Here is a 17792-nt window from a genome sequence, read left to right as displayed (position 1 = left end):
ACCCGTAGGTGCCGGACGATTCCATGGCTGAATGGCCCCGATACATGTCCATTCCTCTACGCTGACGATATGGATGCCTTCGGTGACCTCTTCCGCGGGGTACGGGCACACGGCTCGCTGTTCGGCGGTTCGACGCTGGCGCCGCCATGGTCGCTGCATTTTGTCGACGGCGCGCCGCTGACCCTGTGCACCGTGCCGACCGGCGGCGGCTGGGTGATCACCGAGGGCGGCATGTCCGAACCGTTGCGTGCCGGGGACACCGTGATCGTGCGCGGGCCGGAGACGTTCACCTTCGTCGACGACCCGGATACCGTGGCCGACCCCGTCGAATGCGGTGCGGAATGCGCGGCGCCGGAACTAGGCGGGACCCGATACCGCCTGGGCTGGAACGATTTCGGTGACCGGGGCCATGATGCGACCACACTGATCGTCGGCGCGTATCCAGTACGCGGTGAGATCAGCCGACGGCTGCTCGACGAGCTGCCGCCGGTGCTGCGGGTGCCCGGCGGTGGCGAGGGCGACGCCGTACTGGAACACCTGGCCGCCGAGGTCGCCATCGACGCGCCCGGCCAGCAGGTGGTGCTGGACCGGCTGCTGGACTGGATGCTGGTGTGCACACTGCGCGCCTGGTTCGACCGGCCGGGCGGTCAGCCGCCGGCCTGGTGGGCCGCCCAGCGCGACCCTGTGGTGGGCGCCGCGTTGCGGCTGTTGCATGCCGACCCGGCTGCGTCCTGGACCGTGACGACGTTGGCCGACCGGGCCGGGGTGGCGCGCTCCACCCTGGCCAAGCGGTTTGCCGAGCTGGTCGGTGAGCCGCCGTCGGCCTACCTCACCCGATGGCGGATGACGCTGGCCGCGGACCTGCTGATCGAGGCCGATGCCACGGTGGCCGAGATCGCGCGGACGGTCGGTTACTCCGATCCGTTCGGGTTCAGTTCGGCGTTCAAACGGGTCCGCGGTGTCAGCCCCACCGAGTTCCGGCGTGAACAGGGTCGCCAGTTCGCAGGGTCAAGCCTGCGGGCGTAACACCTGCATGCCCCGCCGCCGATATAGAGCGCGTGATCATTGCATTGCGAGCGGCCGTGGCAGCGTCCGTGTTGGCCGCATCTGCCCTGCTCGTGGCACCCACCGCGAGCGCCGAGCCGACGTGTGCGGATGTGCACTGGATCGGTGCGGCGGGCTCGGGGCAGCGCGACGGTGCCCAACTGGCCGCCGACGCCGGCATGGGCGACGTGGTGTACGACTCCTACCAGCAACTTTCCGCGGAACTCGCGGCCAGCGGTAAGACCATGACCGCCGAGGCCGTGCAGTACCCGGCCGCGCCGGTGCCGTTGGCCGGCGGGCTGGGCGGCTGGATGAACTTCATGGACAGCGTCGAGGACGGTACCGACGCCACCGCGGAACAGCTCGAGGCGTTCACCGAGCGCTGCCCGATGACCAAGGTGGTGCTGGCCGGGTACTCCCAGGGCGCCATGGTGGTCCACCGAAATCTGCACGATCTCGCCGACAACCCGCAGGTGGCCGCCGCGCTGTTGGTGGCCGACGGTGACCGGTTGCCGGCCGACACGACCATCAACATGGGCTCCACCGCCGCCCTGCCGGGTGCCGGCAAGGGCGTCGCGCAGGAGCACTCGTTCCTGGCGTCCACCGATACCTCACCGCTGGATCCCGTGATGGGTGCCCGCACGGTCAGTGTGTGTGACGTGGGTGACCCGGTGTGTGACTACAACCCGGAGGCCGACGAGATCCCCGCGGCCTCGATCGCCATTCACACTGCGTATGCGCCTGCGACCAGCGGTCTGCACGCCTGGGGTGCCCCGCTCTATCAGCTCGTGATGAATTCCGTTGCGGCGCCGTTGACCTAGTGTGGGTGTGGTGTCAATCCGGTTGGGCACCCGATTCGGGCCGTACGAGCTGCGGTCACTCATCGGGGTCGGCGGAATGGGCGAGGTGTACCGCGCCTACGACACCGTCCGTGAGCGCATGGTGGCCATCAAGCTGCTGCGCCCCGACCTCGCGACCGACCGCAGCTTCCAGGAGCGGTTCCGCCGGGAATCCCGGCTGGCGGCTCGCCTGCAGGAACCGCATATCGTCCCGGTGCACGATTTCGGTGAGATGGACGGCGTCCTCTACATCGACATGCGGCTGGTCGAGGGACCCAGCCTGAAGGATCTGCTGCAGACCGCGGGCGCACTGGCGCCGCGGCGGGCGGTGTCGGTCATCGGGCAGGTGGCGATGGCGCTGGACGCCGCCCACACAAACGGTCTGGTCCACCGCGACGTCAAACCCGAGAACGTCCTGCTGACGCCCGATGACTTCGCCTATCTGGTCGATTTCGGCATCGCCCACCACGGCGCCGAACCGGCGGTGACGTCGACGGGTCTGGTCGTCGGCTCCAGCGGTTATCTGGCACCCGAACGATTCAGCGGGGAGCGGGGCGGTCCGGCCGCCGATGTCTATTCGCTGGCCTGCGTGCTCTACGAATCACTGACGGGCATGGAACCGTTTGCCGCGGGCGATGTGCGACAGGTGTGGGCCGCGCACATGTTCTCCGCGCCGCCGCGGCCGAGCATCATGCGCCGCGGTGTCAGCCGGGCATTCGACGATGTCATCACCCGAGGGATGGCCAAGGACCCCCGGGACCGGTTCGCTACCGCGGGTGAGCTGGCCCGCGCCGCCGCCCAGGCGGTGGACGGATCTGCACCGGTCGCGATGCCGGTCGTCCCCGTCGCGCCGCCGACCACGCAGCAGTACTCCGCGGTTTATGCCAATCCGAATCCGTCGGTGGTCGCGCCGGTTCCCGAGCGTCCGCGCCGGCGTCTGTCCGGACGCTGGGTCCTGGCCGGCACGACAGTCGGATTATTCGCCGCCGCAGCCGCTTTGGCTTCGGTGCTGGTATTCGGTGCCGATTCGCCGACCCCGCGGTCGCCGCTGGCCGTGCCGTCCTCGGCCCCGCCGGCCCCGCCGACCTCGACGACCGCCGCGGTGTCCGCCGTCTCGGGGACAGACGAACAGGGATTCGTGGGGCACACCGCCCGGTGTGATCCGAAGAGCACGCCGGTGTCGCTGATCCGCACATCGCAGTCCCTGGCCATCATCTGCGAAACCACGAACGGCGATTTCTACTACCGCGGTGAGCGCCTACGGGACGGTGCAAACCTGCGAATCCAACACGCACAGCGATCCGGTGACGGATTCGTCGCCACCAATCCCTCCGATGGCGCGCGTTATGAGGTCATGCCGGGCATGCTGACCATTTCCAGTAACGGCAACGTGGATTCGGCCGAGCCTGCCCTGGAGTACGGCGCCACCGACTAGGGTCGGGGCGTGAAACGGATCGGGGTGCTCGCCGTCGCGGTCGGTGTACTGACGGCGTGCGGATCTCCCGATGGGCCCGCGACGGACAGTTCCCAAGCCCTGGCCACAGCGCAGACCTCGCTGCCACCGACCGTGAGTGCCGCCCAACTGGACGTCGGCACTTACCCGATCGCGCCCCGGCCGCCGCTGGGCCGGGCCGGTGATCCAAAGACCGGCGCGGTGGTCGACGCCCAGCGCCTGGCCGATCACGTCATCGGGCCCTGGGATGCCGACAAAGAGCTCGTCGAGCCGTACCTGAGCACCTTCTACCTGCTGGACACCCCGATGACGCTGGCCCAGTTCTCACCGGATGCCATGGCGCTGCAGGCCGAGAGTCATGGATTCATCAATGGTTTCGCCTCCGCGCGGCAGGCCACGGACAAGCACGTGATGATCAACGCCGTGCTGCGCTTCCCGGACGATGCCGCGGCTGCCGCGGCCGCCGCCGCGATGAACACGGCCACCGCCGAACAATCGATCCGCGGTGTCACGCCGTCACCCGCGACCATTCCAGGCCATCCCACGACGGTGGCCTCTACCTATCCGTTCACCCCCACCGGATCCGACCGCGAGTGGGCGGTCATCCGGGCGTTCACCCCGCACGGCCCGTTCGTGTTCATGCAGCTGGTGCAGTCCGCCGAGGGGATCGATCGGGCGGCGACCCTGGTGCAGAAGGCAATTGAGGTGCAGGGACCGCGGGTGGACGAGTTCGTCGCGGCCCCACCCGATGCCCTCGCCGATGTCGAACTGGACCCGACGGGGTTGCTGGTCAAGACGCTGCCCGTCGCGTCGAATCCGAATTCCACCAAGAATGCCGTCTACAGCGCTCGCGGCGCCATGCACTTCCAGACCAATCCCGTCGAATCCAAGACGCTGTTCACCGACACCGGGGTCAAGGCCGTCGCGATGGGCGCCGCCAACGTCTACCAGGCACGTAACCCGGGCTCGGCGTTGATGATCGTCAACGCGTTCAGCAAAGAGATCCTGGGTGCGGGTGAAGCCGCGGATGCGGTGCCGAACCTGCCGGAGAGCCATTGCGCCACCCGTGGCAAGGCCTTCTACTGTGTGGCGCTGGCCGGCGAATATGCGGTGGAGGTCAACGGCGAGGCGCTGCCGGATGTGCAGCAGCGCACCGCGGCACAGTACGTCCTGCTCACTGCCTGACCCGTGGTTCAAACACGGTTGTTAGGCTACCCTAATAACTGTGAACCCTCGGCACAGCGGACCGTCCTTCGGCGTCTTCCTCAATATGGGTGCGGCGCTGGGGTCGACACCGGCCGAAGTCTTCGATCTGACGGTCCGGCAGGCCGTCCTCGCCGAACAGCTTGATTACGAACATCTTTGGATCACCGAGCATCACTTCATCCGATTCGGCATCAATCCGAGCGCTCTGACCGCGGCGGCGTTTCTGCTGGGCAGGACGACCCGTGTCACAGTCGGCACCTCGGTGGTGCTGTCCCCGTTGTGTCACCCGGTGGACCTCGCCGAGCGCACGGCGCTGCTCGACCAGTTCAGTGGTGGCAGGTTCGCCCTCGGTCTGGGCCGCGGTGGTTACCGGCGCGATTACGAGCTGCTCGACGTCGATTTCACCCGCTGGGACTCCGAACCGCACGGTAGTGCACAGCAGCTCATCGACCTGTGGGCAGCCGGCGGTGAGCTCCAGCCGGCGCCCCGGACCGACCCCCATCCGCAACTGCTGCTGGCCACCTCCAGCGCACCGGGTCTCGCGGTCGCCGCCAAACACGGTCTTGCCCTGCAGCATTACTTCGCCACGCCGGCGGAGGCCAGGCGGCAGCTGGAGGAGCACTACCGGGAACTGCGCGCCGAGGCGGCACCGGAACCGGATCACCTGCATACGATCATCGCGATCGTGGACGGCCGTCCGGACGCCCGCGACCGGCTGGCGGCAGCACTGCGCGTCTCGTTCCGGGAGGGTGACCACCCGCATGTCCCGCAGGCCACCAACCGTCACGTCGACAAGGACGGTAACGAACTGCAACCCAGCGATATGGCGGGTGTCGTCGCCGCCGGTGCGATCATCGGGTCTGCCGCGCAGGTCACCGACGAACTCGGCGCGTTCATCGAACAGACCGGCGCGCGCAGGCTCGCGGTGTTCCACGAGGCGATCGGTGACCCGCGGGTGGCGCTGGCCTCGCTGGAGGAGTTCGCGACCGAGGTCAGACCCCAGCTCGGATGACGAACAGTGTGCGGCGCACCGCCGGACCGGTCCGGATGGTCAGGTCGACATCGGCCATGATGCAGCGCCGCTGCAGGGTGGTGAGCATCTCGCCGCCCACGCAGCCGAAGAATCCGAGCTCGGTCAGGTCCAACACCATCCGGTTGCACAGTAGCGCCTTGCTCAACGCGTAGTGCAGCAAGTTGTCGGCATTGGAAGCGTCGATCTCGCCGGTCACCGAGATGAGCGCGAGATCGAATTCCGGCCACTGGGTCGATATCCGGAGATGGCGGGACTGCCTGGCCGGAGCCGGCGCCGTGCTGGGAAGGCTCTCGGTCATGGGCAGGCCCTCGCTCGACGTGAGATCGCTGAGTGGCTGCTGCTGAACCGATTTCAACGGTACTCGCGGTATGCATCCAGATTGCGACGGCGAATATCCAGTCAGCGACGCAGTGTCTCGTGTGGGCTCTCGCCGTAGGTACGCCGGTAGAGCACGGCGAACCGCCCGGTATGGGCGAAACCCCACCTGGCGGCAGTCGCGGCGACGGTGGTCATCGACCGGTCCCCGGCGATCAGCTCCTGACGGGCCTGGGCCAACCTGATCGACCGCAGATAGGCCGTCGGAGTGGTGTTGAGGTGCCGACGGAACAGGTACTGCACGGTGCGCGGTGACAGATACAGCGCAGCCGCGATGTCCCGGACGCTGATATCGCGGGATGCGTTGTCGTGTATGAACTCAACGGCCTGGCGCAGCAGGGCCGGTTGGTCGGCGCCGGCATCCTCGGATGATGTGCCGTCCGGCAGATCGTTGGGGAAGGTGCTCAGCAGTGCGCTGGCCAGCATGCGGCCCGCCGACCGCAACACGATCGGGTCGGTGGCGGCATCCTCGGCGGACAGCAGACGATCCAGGAACCGTTCGGTGGCGTCGAGGGCATGTCCGGTCGTGGTGGCCGAGGGCAGCAGACCGGTGAAGCGAGGGACGGCCTGGGCTGCTGTGTCGATCGCGGCGACCTCGGTGAGCAGCGTCCTGGCGACCACCACCGAGCGCAATTGGGCGTCGCTGGACCGCAGTTTGACACCGCCGATACCGGTGGAGGCGAGCACCCACTCGCCCGGTCCGGCGGTGCCGGTCAGTCCGGCATGCTCGACCTCGACCCGGCCACGCAGCACACACAGGGCCACGACGGCGGGTACCTGGTCGGCCTGCAACAACACCTGCCCGGTGTGACCGACCTCTTCGATGGCGTACGTGTCGACATCCACGCGGGAATGTGTGCACGAGCAGGCGGACGAATCTGCGCTGGTGATGGTGAAACGGGTCGAGTACGTCTGATCGAGATACTTCTGGATCAGCTCGGACTCGCTGGAGTCGATTCCCGCACGTTCCAGCGAGGGCTCAACGGGGTCGGACGTCATCTGGGCTCCACAAAACAGCTCCGGATGGGCGTCGTACCTGAACCCGCGGTCGATTCAGTGTAGCCAAGCAGGTCACTCGTCCGTTGGTGCACTTCTACGCACTGGTCGCCATCGCCTCCCGTCAACCCGGCCAGCAGTACCGCGGTTCTGGCGATGATGGCATCACCTGGCGGTCAGGCGCAGTGCCGCAAACGCATGATCAAATCAATCCTGGCCACAAAGCGAACGTTGGCTCACCCGGCGGCTGAATCGTCCTGCCCACGGGACCGGATGACCTGTTCGGCGAGGTCTACCAGCGGCGTGTTGCTCTCCTGGGAGAGCTTGCGCAGCAGCCCGAAGGCGCCCGCCGCGTCGATGTCGAACCGCTCCATCAACATGCCCTTGGCCTGGCCGATGACGTCACGGGAGGCAAGTGCACTGCGAAACTGTTCGTCGCGCACCAGCAGATTCCACGCGACCGCGGTATGGGTGGCCAGGATCAGGCCGAGCTCGACGGAGTCGTCGTCGAAGGCGTCGACCCGCTCGCCGTAAAAGTTCAACGCGCCCATGGCTTCCCGGTTCCGGAACAGCTGGAAGGCCAACGACGAGCGGACACTGGTGTTCTGGATGGTCTCGCGGCAGAACTCGGGCCATCGTGCTTCGGTCTCGACGTCACGGATACGCATCATGTGTTGTTCCCAGGCTGCTTCCAGGCACGGCCCCTGCTTGGTGCGGCGCTGGATATCGTCGATCTTGTCGGCGACCGAATCGGTGGCGGCGACCGACTTCACCTCGCCGGCGCGGGTCGCCACGGTGATGCTGGCCGAGGTGGCACCGGGTAGTGCGCTCGCCGCGCTCGACGTCAGATCGCGCAGCGCGGTTTCGGTATCGCTGGGCTGGCTGCGTTCCAGGTCACGCAGCAATTCGGCGAATCGCAGCGCGACCGCATCACGTCGGGGTGTGAGCACAGAGCGAGTGTGCTCGGGTCGGCCCGGTTGCACAAGTGCGCTCAGCCCTCGAGAAAGTCCAGAACGGCCGGTGCCGTCTGGGCCAGGTGTCGAAGCCGTTGTAGTGCTGCACCTTTCCGGCCGCGCGTAGCTCACTGGCACGCTCCCAGGCGTCCTCGGGCCACGGTGGGTCGATCAGGTCAGCACCCTTGATGAGGCAGCTGATCTCCAGCGACGTCCGCTTCGGATGGTCCCAGTCACCGGCCCCACCCCGGATCGTCAGGGTGGGAATGGTGATGGCGTCGGACTGCTCGTCGGGCACCCCCGGAATGGTCTGGCCGGGCTTGGGGACGAAGTCGTCGATCCAGCGCCGCATGACCGTCGGGTCGGCGTCGAGATCGAGTATCCGTTGCCGGTTGGCCGGGTTCGTGGCGATGCGGTCACGCCATTCCGGCACGGTCAGCAGTCCCGCGACGCCCAATCCACGCACGGCCTGGATGCTTGGCACGATGTAGTAGTTGCCGAGGGCAAACGACCCGTAGACACCGCCGGCGATGACACACGTCCGCCCCCCAGGGCGGTGAGCAGGTGGTGCAGCGTCTCGGCCCGCATATGCGAGTCGCTGGCCCCGTAGAACTGCACATCGGACAGACCGCAATTGGGTCGGTCCCACAGCAGCACGCGGTATCCGCCCGCCATCAGCGCCTGCGCCAGCGGTCGCAGCCCGGGGATGTCCTTGCCGAACCGGCCGCCCGGCGTCAGGACGATCAGATCGACTGTGTCGCCGGGTATTTCGTAGACGACGGCGCCGCCGTTGATGTGGGCTGTGGGCGCCGGACCACGTTATCGCGAACCGGCGTCACGCGGCGCCGTTGGCGCTCATCACGATTCATCCGGCGGCAGAGTGTGCGCAGGTTGCCCGCCGACAGGGCGTGGTGGCGGTCGATCAGCAAATCGAGCTGCTGCCAGCTCAGCCCGTCGAGGTCGCCGTCGGCGTCGTGGGTGGCGATCACCACGCCGCCGCGCAGCAGGGGTGCATTGCGGGCTGTGAAAGAGGTTGTCGCCAAGAGGAGTTCGGTCGCGGTGCGATTGACGCGTCGTTGGCAGCCGCGGCCGGCCGTGCTGAACCAGAAGTCGAACTGTCGGTCGGCGCTGGTCAGCGCCTGCAGTCCCTGATCGTTGACCAGATCGGTGATATCGGAGGTGGTGTAGGCGCGGGTCTCATAGCTGGCGCCGCTGGCGCTGAGGTAAAGGACGGTATTCATGCAGGTGATCCATTCGTCTCTTTCGTTGTTACCAGGCGGACGCGTGTTTGCGTCTGTGACTGGAGTTACCCATGTGACAGATGGGCCAAACCTTGATAACGAATCGGTAGCCGAAATATTCCGATCAGGGCAGCGGGCCGGTCAGCTTCGACGGCCGGCACAGCACCGCGACCAGCAGGGTCAGCGCCGCTGCCACCCCGAATGCCGCCTGCACGCTGACCGTATCGGCCGTCCCGCCGAGCACCGCCGCGGCGATGGGGCGGGACCCGAGAAATCCGACCAGCCACAGCGCCATGATGCGGCCGCGCAGTTCCGCAGGCGCACGTTCCTGCATCACCGTGCTCAGCCCGGACAGCGCCCAACCGAAACCGAGACCGGCCAGGGCGAACCCGGCCACCGCGATCCCGGGCACCACGCTGCCGGCCAGCACCGCACAACCCAGACCGAGTCCGGTCAGGCCCACCGCGGATACCCGGGCCGAGGCCATCCGGCCGCCCAGGGTCGCCAGTGCTGCCATGCCGACGGCCGCGCCGATCCCGAAGACCGCCGACAGCGTGCCGACCATCCGGGTGTCCCCGCCCAGGGCATCGGCCAGTGACGGTGCCAAGGTGATCGACGGGTCGGCGGCGATGCCGACGGTGGTCACCGCCAGCAGTGCCAACAGCAGTGGGCGGTCCCGCCACACGTACCGCAGGGCGGTGCGCACCCGGTAGTCGGTACCGGCCGGGCGTTCCGGACGAGCGGGGAAGCGGATGATGACCAGCAGCACCGCGAACACCATGTGTAGTACCGCGCTGACCGCGAATCCGGTCGCCGCGCCGAAGTGGGCCGCCAGGTACGCGCCCGCCGCGGGTCCGGCGATGCGCCCGATGGTCATCGGAATGCTGTTGAGCGCCATGGCCGTCGAGAGTTCTCCGGCGCGGATCAGATCCGGGACGATGGACTGCATCGCCGGGCCGCCGACCACGAAGCCGAATCCGACCAGCGTCGAGCCGAGCAGTACCGGCATGGCCAGCGACATGCCCTGCAGACCCGGATCGGCGAACATCCAGGCCGCTATCGATCCCGATCCGGCCACGCACAGCACCCGCCCGAGCTGGATCTGCCGGGCCGGGTTTCCGGTGTCGGCCCATTTGCCGCTGATCGGGCTGAGGATCAGTTGCGGGGCGAACTGGACGACGCCGACGAGCCCGACCACCAGGGCAGAACCGGTAGCGTCATACATCACGACGGCCGCGATGATGCTGTGCGTCCAAACCGCGACGATCGAGAAGATCTTGCCCCAGAACAACCCCCCGAACACCGGGTCGACCATGAGGCGCAAGGCTCCGCGCGGCTGTACCTCGGTGGTGGCGGTCATCGGGCCGATTCCTCGACCCGCTCGGTGAGCTTCTCCAGCAGGGTGACGAGCGTGTCGACATCGGCGCCCGGCCAGTCCGCGACCGCGTCGGCGACCAGGTCCCGACGGCGTTCGGTCACCGCGGTCAGGGCCTTCTGCCCGGTATCGGTGAGCACCAGGACGCTGCGGCGCTGGTCCTCGGGAGCGGCGGACTTGGCGATCAGCCCCGCAGCGACGACGGCCGACACCGTCCGGCTGGCGGTGGAGTGTTCGACGGAGAGGTGTTCGGCGACATCACCGATGGATGCGCCGCTGCCTTGCAGCTGGTGGCGTTCGACCGCGCGCAGCACCCGCAAGGTCGAGACACTGGTCACCGGACCGGCACCATCCAGCAGGCGGCGCCGCCAGTTGGGCCGTTGGCGTGCCACGTGAATTCGGGTCAGCAGCTCATCCAGTTGGTCGTATCGGGATGGCGGCATAAAAATATGTTTAGCACATACATATTTATCCGTCGGTCAGTGGTCCACCCGCCGAGCGCCACTGGATCAGTCCACCGCGCATGTTGACGGCTTTGAACCCGTTCTCCACCAACAGGTTTGCCGCGCCCACCGAGCGCAGCCCGCCGGTGCAGAAGGTGATGAGCAGTCGATCTTCGGGCAGATCGAGGCAGCGATCGGTGATCTGCTCCAACGGCATGTGCACCGAACCGGGGATGTGCACCCGGTTCCACTCGAAGCTGCGGCGCACATCGACGACGAGCGCCCCATCGGCGACGAAGCGCAGCGCCTCGGCCGCTGTCACGGCCGGCGGTCGGTGCAGATAGTGCCGGAACCTCACGCGTACTCCGATCCGGGTCGGACGATCATCAGCACCACCACGACGGCCCACAGCAGGTTGAAGATGCCGGTGATCATGCCGAGTTGGCGCCGGCGCGGGTCGCCGTCGCCGAGGGCTGCCCGCTGTAGGGGTGCGATCCCGACGACCAGCAGGCCGCCGGCGATTCCGGTGAGCACCATGGCGATGAGCACCCATATCTCCGATGCCCGGCCCTGGGCGATGGCCAGCGCTATACCGACGATCGGCACGATGACGGCCAGCGCGCCGTAGATCCGGGTGATGCGGTGCAGGGCCGCGGCGACCGCCATGCCGTCGCCTGCCGCGGCGTATCGGGGAAACAGGCTGGTGGCGACCGCGACGGGACCGACGAACAGAATGCCCGCGACGACATGCGCGGACAGTAGCACCGACTCCATAACCTTCAGTCTAACTGAAGGTTATGGAACTCCGCAGTGCCTCGACCAGCACGGGGTACTGGGCGACGAAAGCGGCATCGAGGCGGTGCACCTCGGTGGCCGCACGGTCCAGCAACGCGGTGCCCGCCGCGGTCACCTGCAGCGTGGAGGCCGCTCCCGCGTGCGCCGTTCCGTCATCGACCAGGCCGTCGGCGGCGAACACCGTCACCGCCGCATGCGCGCTCTGCACCGTGATACGCGAGCGCCGGGCCAGCTCCGAGAAGGAGATGCCCGGGGTGCCGCGGATATGGCCCAGCAGACCGTACTTTCTGGTGGTCAGGCCGAGCGGCTTGAGCGCATCGGCCAGCGCCGCCTCCCAGACCCGGCTCACCGTCAACAGCCCGATCGTCGGGCTGAACGGGGGCGGCTCGGACATGGGGGAACACTACCCGCGCTTGGCGACAGCAAAATCTGGGTACCCGAGACGCGCTCATCCATACGGAAGGATCCATGACCGCATCGCGACTACAGGCCGACGAGGTATCGATTACCGACGCCAGGAACGTGGCCGCCGCCGTGGCTGCCGAGTTCTCGACCAAGGTGGTGGGTCAACATCACCTCCGTGAATCCATGCTGATCGCGCTGCTGGCGAGCGGGCATCTACTGGTCGAGAGTGTGCCCGGGTTGGCCAAGACCACCGCGGCGCGGGTGGTCGCCGAGTCGATCGACGGCACCTTCCGGCGCATCCAGTGCACCCCGGACCTGCTGCCCAGCGACATCATCGGCACCCAGATCTACGAGGCTGCCAGCAACTCGTTTGCCACCCAGCTCGGACCTGTGCACGCCAACATCGTGCTGCTCGACGAGATCAACCGATCCAGCGCCAAGACCCAGAGCGCGATGCTGGAGGCGATGGAGGAGCGGCAGACCACCATCGCCGGAGTCGAGTACCCGATACCGGCGCCATTCGTGGTCATCGCCACCCAGAATCCGGTTGATCAGGAGGGCACCTACCCACTGTCGGAGGCCCAGACCGACCGGTTCATGCTCAAGGAGCTGGTGGCCTACCCGTCGGTGGAGGACGAGGTCGAGATCATCGACCGGATGGACGCCGGCCTCTACGACCGTGAGCACCACGCCCGGGCCGTGGTGAGCGTCGAGGACATCCGGCGTGCACAGCTGACCGTGCGGACCGTGCACATGGACCGGGCACTGATCGAGTACGCGGGCCGACTGGTGGCGGTCACCCGCGAACCCGACCGACACCTGCCCGGCAACATGGCGCGACTTGTCGAGTACGGGGCCAGCCCGCGTGCCACCATCGCGTTCTGCCGTACCGCACGGGCTTTGGCGCTGCTGCGCGGCCGCAACCACGTGCTGCCCGACGATATTGCGCGACTCGCACACCGGGTGCTGCGGCACCGGCTGATCCTCGGATTCGAGGCCGCCAGCGCGCGCATCACTCCCGACACCGTGATCGATGCGGTGTTGCGTGCCGTCCCGGTGCCGTGAGGCCGACGTGGGTATACACCTCGACGCTGCCAAGGCGTACGTCGGCCGCGATGCCGCCGGCCTGCTCAGTGGCGGGCGATATGCCCTGGTGCACACCAGAAGCCTGGAATTCGACGAGCTACGGCCCTACGTACCGGGCGACGATATCCGTGATATCGACTGGAAGGCGACGGCTCGGTCCGGGCACACCCTGATCAAGCAGTTCGTCTCGGAGAAGCACCACAAGATCCTGGTGGTGGCCGACGGGGGCCGCAACATGCGCGCCGATACCCCGTCCGGTGAGCTGAAAAGCCAAGTGGCCGCGCATCTGATCGGTGCCGTCGGACTGTTGACGCTGCCCCGCTCTGATGAGATCGGGCTGGTCACCGGTGATCGCCGCGGTGCCGTCGACATCCGGTTGCGCCGCGGTGAGACCCATGTCGAGCGCCTGCTGCACCGCTACCACCAACACGTCGGAGCCGATCCGGATGTCAGCAGCATCGTGGTCCAACTCGAATGGGTGGCCCAGCATCACCGGCACCCGCTGTTGGTGTTCGTCATCTCCGATGAGCCCGGTATCAGCGACCGACTCCGCGATGTGCTGCGATCGTTGGGGGCGCGCCATGATGTGCTCTGGGCGATGATCGCCGACCGCCCGGCGGTGGAACCCGATGATCCCGCACCGGGCTACGACGTCGCCGACGGGCGTCGGGTTCTCTCGGCGGATCTGCTGGGCGACCGGGTGCTGCGTGCCTACCTGCAGGCAGAAGAGCAACGCCGACAGCAACTTTCGGAGTTCCTGACCGGCCTGCGTGTGCCGCATGCGCGAATCGTGTCGAGTTCGGGCATCATGGCAGCGCTGGTGGCGATGACCGGGGTGTACGCGCGTGCCGGATGATCTGCTACGCCATCTGATCGACGCGCCGGATGCGGCGACCGGATGGATATGGGCGGTGGTCGCCATCGTGGCGGCCATGATTGCCTGGTACGTCGCGCTGTTGTGGTGGACCGCGCCTGGCCGCGCCGACCGTCAGCCGGGGATCGTCACCACCGCGCGGACGGCACTGACCCGACGACGGGCTTTGCGGGCCATCGCCGATACCCGAAACCGATACCGCGCAGGTGATCTCAGTGCGGCAGCGGCGGCGGCGGAGGTGAGCCGGCAGGTGCGACTCTTTCTGCGGGACACCACCGGTGAGCAGGTCGAGTACCTGCAGTTGCCCGATATCGTCGGGACCCTGGCACCGGCGGCACCGGTGCTCACCGAACTCACCGACGCCCAGTTCAATCTCGGGACCGTCGTCGATGTCGACGCCGTTGCCGACGCCGCCGTGGAACTGGTCCGCCGATGGACCTGATGTGGTGGGCGGTGCCGATCGCGGCGTGTCTCGGGCTGGCCGGCGCCGTCGGGATGGCGCTGTTATGGCCGGGTCGCACACCGCTGCGACCACCTCGTGCGTTGGCCAATATCGACCGGTTGACCGGACTGCCGGAGTACAAGCGGGCCGCCCGTTTGCAGGCAATCTCGACGGCGGTGACCATCGGGCTCCTGGTCCTGGCTTTCGTTGCGATGGTGGTCGCCGCCGCGCGGCCGACCGGTTTGCCGGCGCCGCAGCGCGAAGCCGCCGCGGATCAGCCCGAGGACATCATGGTGTGCATCGGCGGCTCCGACGGCGACCCCGAAGTGCAGGCCGCCCTGCGGTACTTCGCCGACGAGGTCCGCGACTTCACCACCGAACGCATCGGACTCAGCTCGGCCGATCGCCGGGTGATCCCGTTGACCCGCGACTACCAGTATGCGGCAGCAACATTCGCCCAACCCGGTCCGCTGGCACCCCGGGTCGACTATGCCGACTACACCCCGAACGTCGCGGACACCCTGGCCTTGTGTCTGACCGGGTTTCCGCGGTTCGACGCCGAGACCGCGCAACGGCGGTCGATCATCTATGTGGGCCCCGGCGCGACGCCGAACACTGCCACGTTGTTCACCGATGACGCGGTGCGCACCTTGGCCCGGGAGGCGGGTGTCCAGGTCAATGCGGTCACCTCCGGTGCCGGGTTACCCGGTGCACTCGCCGAGGCCACGGGAGGCCGCGCCTTCACCCAAACCTCCGATACCGCTACCCGATTGGTCGATATCCGGCGTCACCCACCCGCGTCGGCGCCCGATGCCGATGGTGTCGCTGCAAGGTCACCGGAGACGCCGGAACTCGCGGTGCTCGCCGCACTGCTGGCCATTGCCGGCGTCCTGATCCTTCCGGTGGTGATCCGACGATGACCCTGCAACCGGCACTTCCAATGTGGTTGTTGGCCACGGCCGCCGTCGTGGTGCTCGTTGCCGCGCTGGCGCGGTCACGAGATCGCAACTGGCTGCTGATCGCCGCCGCGGTACTGCTGCTCGGCGCGCTGCTGCGGCCGGTCATCGGTGGCACTGACCCGACGATCACCCGGGTCGCCGGCGATCAGGAGCCGAACGTCTTCCTGCTGGTGGATCGGTCGGCCGATATGACGGGACCGCGGATGGCCCAGGCCCGCAACGATATCGGCACGCTGATCGACCGGTACCCGGACGCCCGGTTCGCGCTGATCGGATTCGCCGACCGGCCCTCCCTGGACTGGCCACTGTCGGCGGATACCTGGAGTCTGCGGCCGGTGATCGATGCGACGGAACCCTACCGGGACCGGCCCGACGATCTCGCCAATGCCGGTGCGGCCGGAAACATCCTGCGCTATCAACTGATCGGTGCGATGCAGCAGTTTCCGCGCGCCCGGAATCTGGTGTTCTACCTCGGGGCCGGGACGCCCGAGGCGGCTGCACCCATCCGGGAGTTCGAGCTCCCGCCGGACTCCGTGGACGGTGGCGCCGTACTTGGCTACGGCGACCTCGGCGAACCGACCCTGCGGGCGGTCGCCGATCAGATCGGTGTGTCCTATGTGTCACGGGCGGGCGCGTCACCGCTCGACGATGCATCGACCGCGGGCACCGGCGAATCGGCCGAGGTGGCGGCCACCCCGGCGGCCTCGGGTGTCGAGCTCTACTGGCTATTCGGTGCGGCGGCGGCAATTCTGGTGCTCGTCGGTGTGTACCGCGGGCTGCGCGATATCCGGCGTAACCGTCTGGACCGGGTGGCGGTGGGCCGATGACCCGCAGACGCCTGCTGCTCGGATCGGTACCGGTCGTGGTGGTCCTGTTGGTGCTCGCCGCGCGCTTGTTGTGGACGGGAGTGGCCGAAAACGCGGTCCTGCAGCACTTCTCCGATGGTGTGATCGCCGCGCGCGAGGACCGCCTCGACGATGCCGAAACCGATCTCCTGGCAGCGCTCGCCGGCACCGACCCGGCCGAGTCTTGTGCGGTGCGGGTGAACCTGGAACTCGTGCAGGAGACCCTCGGCGACCGGATGGCGTTCCGGTCACCCGAGGCCGTCGACCACTACCGCAATGCCCGCCAGATCGTCGAGCAAGCGCCGCCGAACTGCTTCGCGGGCAACACCGACCCTGATCCGGACCGGCGCACGGTCCGCGAGAACGCTGCGGCCCGACTCGACGACAAGATTGCCGCGATCACGGCGCTGCCTCCACCGCCACCACCTCCTCCGCCACCGGTGGCGATCCCACCGACACCGGCATCCGGGGGTGCGCCGCCGACGCCGGAAGACCAGCGACGGCTATACCCCGAACAGGGCGATCCATTGGAGAAGCTGGGGGAGATCCTGCGTGATGCCGCGAGTTAGGTATACGGTCTAACTATGAGTGCAGTGACAGTCATCACAGGCGGCGCCGGCGGAATGGGCGTGGCCACCGCGAAGATCATCGGCCGCGACCAGCACGTCGTGCTGGCCGATGTCCGTCAGGACCGGTTGGACTCGGCGTTCGCGACGCTGGATGGTCTGGGAATCTCCGCCACCGCCCTCAACTGCGATGTCACCGACCGCCAGGCCGTCGACGACCTGTTCAAGACTGCCGCCGCGACCGGTGCGGTGACCGCCGTCGTGCACGCCGCGGGTGTGAGCCCGGCGATGGGGGACGCCGAGTACATCCTGCGGACGAATGCATTGGGCACCCTGCACGTCAACGAGGCGTTCTACGACACCGTCGCCGAGGGCGGCGCGATCGTCAACGTGGCGTCGATGGCCGCGCACCTGCTTCCCGAGGAACTGTTCCCGGTGGCCGCGTTCCCGACCGCTTTGCAGGATCCCGAAGCGTTTGTCGCGGCGCTGCTGCCGGCCTGCGATATCGGCGGAGACGAAAGGCGGTCGGGGATCGCGTATGCGATCAGCAAGAATTTCGTCAAGTGGTACAGCGCGGCACAGGCCGAGCGCTTCAACGGCCGTGGGCTGCGCATCGTGTCGGTCTCACCGGGGTCGGTGGACACCGAGATGGGACGGCTCGAGGAGGCCGGCGGGGCCGGGGCGCTGGTGGCCGATGCTGCGGTGCCGCGCTGGGGCAAGCCCGAGGAGATGGCCGAGTTGTTCGCGTTCTGCGTCAGCGCCAAGGCCGGTTACCTGACCGGCACCGACATCCTCAACGACGGTGGCGTCGTGGCATCTGTTCGCGAACGGGCCAGGGCGGGCGCCGAAAACGGGTAACCCG

At 67.7% G+C, this 17792-nt stretch carries 21 protein-coding genes and 1 pseudogene; 12 read left to right on the top strand and 10 right to left on the bottom strand.

The genetic code is table 11. From position 1 onward, the window contains the following. The first annotated feature begins 69 nt into the window (after positions 1-69). Genes ACLBYA_RS22945 through ACLBYA_RS22925 form a run of 5 tightly spaced genes read left to right on the top strand, consistent with a single transcriptional unit; the run spans position 70 to position 5554 of the window. Positions 70-1026: an AraC family transcriptional regulator gene (locus tag ACLBYA_RS22945; protein ID WP_447711758.1), complete on the top strand. Its 957-nt coding sequence runs from the start codon at positions 70-72 to the stop codon at positions 1024-1026. A 56-nt stretch (positions 1027-1082) separates the two neighbouring features. Then, the gene (locus tag ACLBYA_RS22940; RefSeq protein ID WP_447711757.1) at positions 1083-1865 is read left to right on the top strand and encodes a cutinase family protein; all 783 of its coding nucleotides are present in this window, start codon (positions 1083-1085) and stop codon (positions 1863-1865) included. 10 nt (positions 1866-1875) lie between these two features. Next, the gene (locus ACLBYA_RS22935) at positions 1876-3318 is read left to right on the top strand and encodes a serine/threonine-protein kinase (protein ID WP_447711756.1); all 1443 of its coding nucleotides are present in this window, start codon (positions 1876-1878) and stop codon (positions 3316-3318) included. Between the two features lie 9 nt (positions 3319-3327). Beyond that, the gene (locus ACLBYA_RS22930; RefSeq protein ID WP_447711755.1) at positions 3328-4521 is read left to right on the top strand and encodes a DUF7373 family lipoprotein; all 1194 of its coding nucleotides are present in this window, start codon (positions 3328-3330) and stop codon (positions 4519-4521) included. A 40-nt stretch (positions 4522-4561) separates the two neighbouring features. Beyond that, positions 4562-5554 (top strand): LLM class flavin-dependent oxidoreductase, encoded by a 993-nt coding sequence (locus ACLBYA_RS22925; protein WP_447711754.1) that lies wholly within the window; start codon positions 4562-4564, stop codon positions 5552-5554. On the opposite strand, the gene ACLBYA_RS22920 is transcribed toward ACLBYA_RS22925, so the two are convergent. The 10 genes and pseudogenes from ACLBYA_RS22920 to ACLBYA_RS22875 all read right to left on the bottom strand — a co-directional run bounded on the left by ACLBYA_RS22920 (position 5535) and on the right by ACLBYA_RS22875 (position 12147). Further along, entirely contained in the window at positions 5535-5873 is a 339-nt protein-coding gene (locus ACLBYA_RS22920) for an STAS domain-containing protein (protein WP_447711753.1), read from the bottom strand. The genes ACLBYA_RS22925 and ACLBYA_RS22920 overlap by 20 nt on opposite strands. A 101-nt stretch (positions 5874-5974) precedes the next feature. Next, positions 5975-6949 carry an AraC family transcriptional regulator gene (locus ACLBYA_RS22915; RefSeq protein WP_447711752.1) on the bottom strand — a complete coding sequence of 325 codons (975 nt, stop codon included), beginning with the start codon at positions 6947-6949 and terminating at the stop codon, positions 5975-5977. Positions 6950-7182: 233 nt separating this feature from the next. Then, positions 7183-7896 carry a GAF and ANTAR domain-containing protein gene (locus tag ACLBYA_RS22910; RefSeq protein ID WP_447711751.1) on the bottom strand — a complete coding sequence of 238 codons (714 nt, stop codon included), beginning with the start codon at positions 7894-7896 and terminating at the stop codon, positions 7183-7185. Between the two features lie 41 nt (positions 7897-7937). Next, positions 7938-8694 (bottom strand): annotated as a pseudogene (locus ACLBYA_RS22905) (alpha/beta fold hydrolase). Next, a complete protein-coding gene (locus ACLBYA_RS22900; protein ID WP_447711750.1) occupies positions 8643-9140 on the bottom strand; it encodes a hypothetical protein in 498 nt (165 codons plus the stop codon). The pseudogene ACLBYA_RS22905 and the gene ACLBYA_RS22900 overlap by 52 nt, the downstream one beginning before the upstream one ends. Before the next feature lie 124 nt (positions 9141-9264). Next, positions 9265-10500, bottom strand: coding sequence for an MFS transporter (locus ACLBYA_RS22895; protein ID WP_447711749.1), 1236 nt, complete (start codon positions 10498-10500; stop codon positions 9265-9267). After that, entirely contained in the window at positions 10497-10958 is a 462-nt protein-coding gene (locus ACLBYA_RS22890; RefSeq protein WP_447711748.1) for a MarR family winged helix-turn-helix transcriptional regulator, read from the bottom strand. The genes ACLBYA_RS22895 and ACLBYA_RS22890 overlap by 4 nt, the downstream gene beginning before the upstream one ends. A 25-nt stretch (positions 10959-10983) precedes the next feature. Beyond that, positions 10984-11316 carry a rhodanese-like domain-containing protein gene (locus tag ACLBYA_RS22885; protein ID WP_447711747.1) on the bottom strand — a complete coding sequence of 111 codons (333 nt, stop codon included), beginning with the start codon at positions 11314-11316 and terminating at the stop codon, positions 10984-10986. Further along, positions 11313-11732 carry a hypothetical protein gene (locus tag ACLBYA_RS22880; protein WP_447711746.1) on the bottom strand — a complete coding sequence of 140 codons (420 nt, stop codon included), beginning with the start codon at positions 11730-11732 and terminating at the stop codon, positions 11313-11315. Before ACLBYA_RS22880 ends, ACLBYA_RS22885 begins: the two co-directional genes overlap by 4 nt. A gap of 10 nt (positions 11733-11742) precedes the next feature. After that, complete coding sequence (locus tag ACLBYA_RS22875; protein WP_447711745.1) at positions 11743-12147, bottom strand: MarR family winged helix-turn-helix transcriptional regulator; 405 nt, start codon at positions 12145-12147, stop codon at positions 11743-11745. A 74-nt stretch (positions 12148-12221) separates the two neighbouring features. Between ACLBYA_RS22875 and ACLBYA_RS22870 the strand changes: the two genes are divergently transcribed. From ACLBYA_RS22870 to ACLBYA_RS22840, 7 genes are read left to right on the top strand one after another with little or no spacing between them, the layout of a single operon-like run. Next, complete coding sequence (locus ACLBYA_RS22870; RefSeq protein ID WP_447711744.1) at positions 12222-13223, top strand: AAA family ATPase; 1002 nt, start codon at positions 12222-12224, stop codon at positions 13221-13223. 7 nt (positions 13224-13230) lie between these two features. Then, positions 13231-14100, top strand: a complete 870-nt coding sequence (locus tag ACLBYA_RS22865; protein ID WP_447711743.1) for a DUF58 domain-containing protein — start codon at positions 13231-13233, stop codon at positions 14098-14100. Then, positions 14090-14560: a hypothetical protein gene (locus tag ACLBYA_RS22860; protein ID WP_447711742.1), complete on the top strand. Its 471-nt coding sequence runs from the start codon at positions 14090-14092 to the stop codon at positions 14558-14560. Before ACLBYA_RS22865 ends, ACLBYA_RS22860 begins: the two co-directional genes overlap by 11 nt. Next, entirely contained in the window at positions 14551-15480 is a 930-nt protein-coding gene (locus tag ACLBYA_RS22855; protein ID WP_447711741.1) for a hypothetical protein, read from the top strand. Before ACLBYA_RS22860 ends, ACLBYA_RS22855 begins: the two co-directional genes overlap by 10 nt. Then, positions 15477-16346, top strand: coding sequence for a vWA domain-containing protein (locus ACLBYA_RS22850; protein WP_447711740.1), 870 nt, complete (start codon positions 15477-15479; stop codon positions 16344-16346). Before ACLBYA_RS22855 ends, ACLBYA_RS22850 begins: the two co-directional genes overlap by 4 nt. After that, positions 16343-16933: a hypothetical protein gene (locus ACLBYA_RS22845; protein WP_447711739.1), complete on the top strand. Its 591-nt coding sequence runs from the start codon at positions 16343-16345 to the stop codon at positions 16931-16933. Before ACLBYA_RS22850 ends, ACLBYA_RS22845 begins: the two co-directional genes overlap by 4 nt. A 15-nt stretch (positions 16934-16948) precedes the next feature. Then, entirely contained in the window at positions 16949-17788 is an 840-nt protein-coding gene (locus tag ACLBYA_RS22840; protein ID WP_447711738.1) for an SDR family oxidoreductase, read from the top strand. Positions 17789-17792: the final 4 nt, after the last annotated feature.

The sequence above is a fragment of the Mycobacterium sp. C31M genome (assembly GCF_053345865.1).
This window is presented reverse-complemented; position numbering and strand designations above follow the sequence as displayed.

Excerpts from the sequence above, each read along its gene's own strand:
- ACLBYA_RS22945 (WP_447711758.1), top strand. The coding sequence starts at position 70 with ATGGATGCCTTCGGTGACCTCTTCCGCGGGGTACGGGCACACGGCTCG.
- ACLBYA_RS22920 (WP_447711753.1), bottom strand. The coding sequence starts at position 5,873 with ATGACCGAGAGCCTTCCCAGCACGGCGCCGGCTCCGGCCAGGCAGTCC.
- ACLBYA_RS22915 (WP_447711752.1), bottom strand. The coding sequence starts at position 6,949 with ATGACGTCCGACCCCGTTGAGCCCTCGCTGGAACGTGCGGGAATCGAC.
- ACLBYA_RS22900 (WP_447711750.1), bottom strand. The coding sequence starts at position 9,140 with ATGAATACCGTCCTTTACCTCAGCGCCAGCGGCGCCAGCTATGAGACC.
- ACLBYA_RS22895 (WP_447711749.1), bottom strand. The coding sequence starts at position 10,500 with ATGACCGCCACCACCGAGGTACAGCCGCGCGGAGCCTTGCGCCTCATG.
- ACLBYA_RS22890 (WP_447711748.1), bottom strand. The coding sequence starts at position 10,958 with ATGCCGCCATCCCGATACGACCAACTGGATGAGCTGCTGACCCGAATT.
- ACLBYA_RS22880 (WP_447711746.1), bottom strand. The coding sequence starts at position 11,732 with ATGGAGTCGGTGCTACTGTCCGCGCATGTCGTCGCGGGCATTCTGTTC.
- ACLBYA_RS22875 (WP_447711745.1), bottom strand. The coding sequence starts at position 12,147 with ATGTCCGAGCCGCCCCCGTTCAGCCCGACGATCGGGCTGTTGACGGTG.
- ACLBYA_RS22870 (WP_447711744.1), top strand. The coding sequence starts at position 12,222 with ATGACCGCATCGCGACTACAGGCCGACGAGGTATCGATTACCGACGCC.
- ACLBYA_RS22855 (WP_447711741.1), top strand. The coding sequence starts at position 14,551 with ATGGACCTGATGTGGTGGGCGGTGCCGATCGCGGCGTGTCTCGGGCTG.
- ACLBYA_RS22850 (WP_447711740.1), top strand. The coding sequence starts at position 15,477 with ATGACCCTGCAACCGGCACTTCCAATGTGGTTGTTGGCCACGGCCGCC.
- ACLBYA_RS22845 (WP_447711739.1), top strand. The coding sequence starts at position 16,343 with ATGACCCGCAGACGCCTGCTGCTCGGATCGGTACCGGTCGTGGTGGTC.
- ACLBYA_RS22840 (WP_447711738.1), top strand. The coding sequence starts at position 16,949 with ATGAGTGCAGTGACAGTCATCACAGGCGGCGCCGGCGGAATGGGCGTG.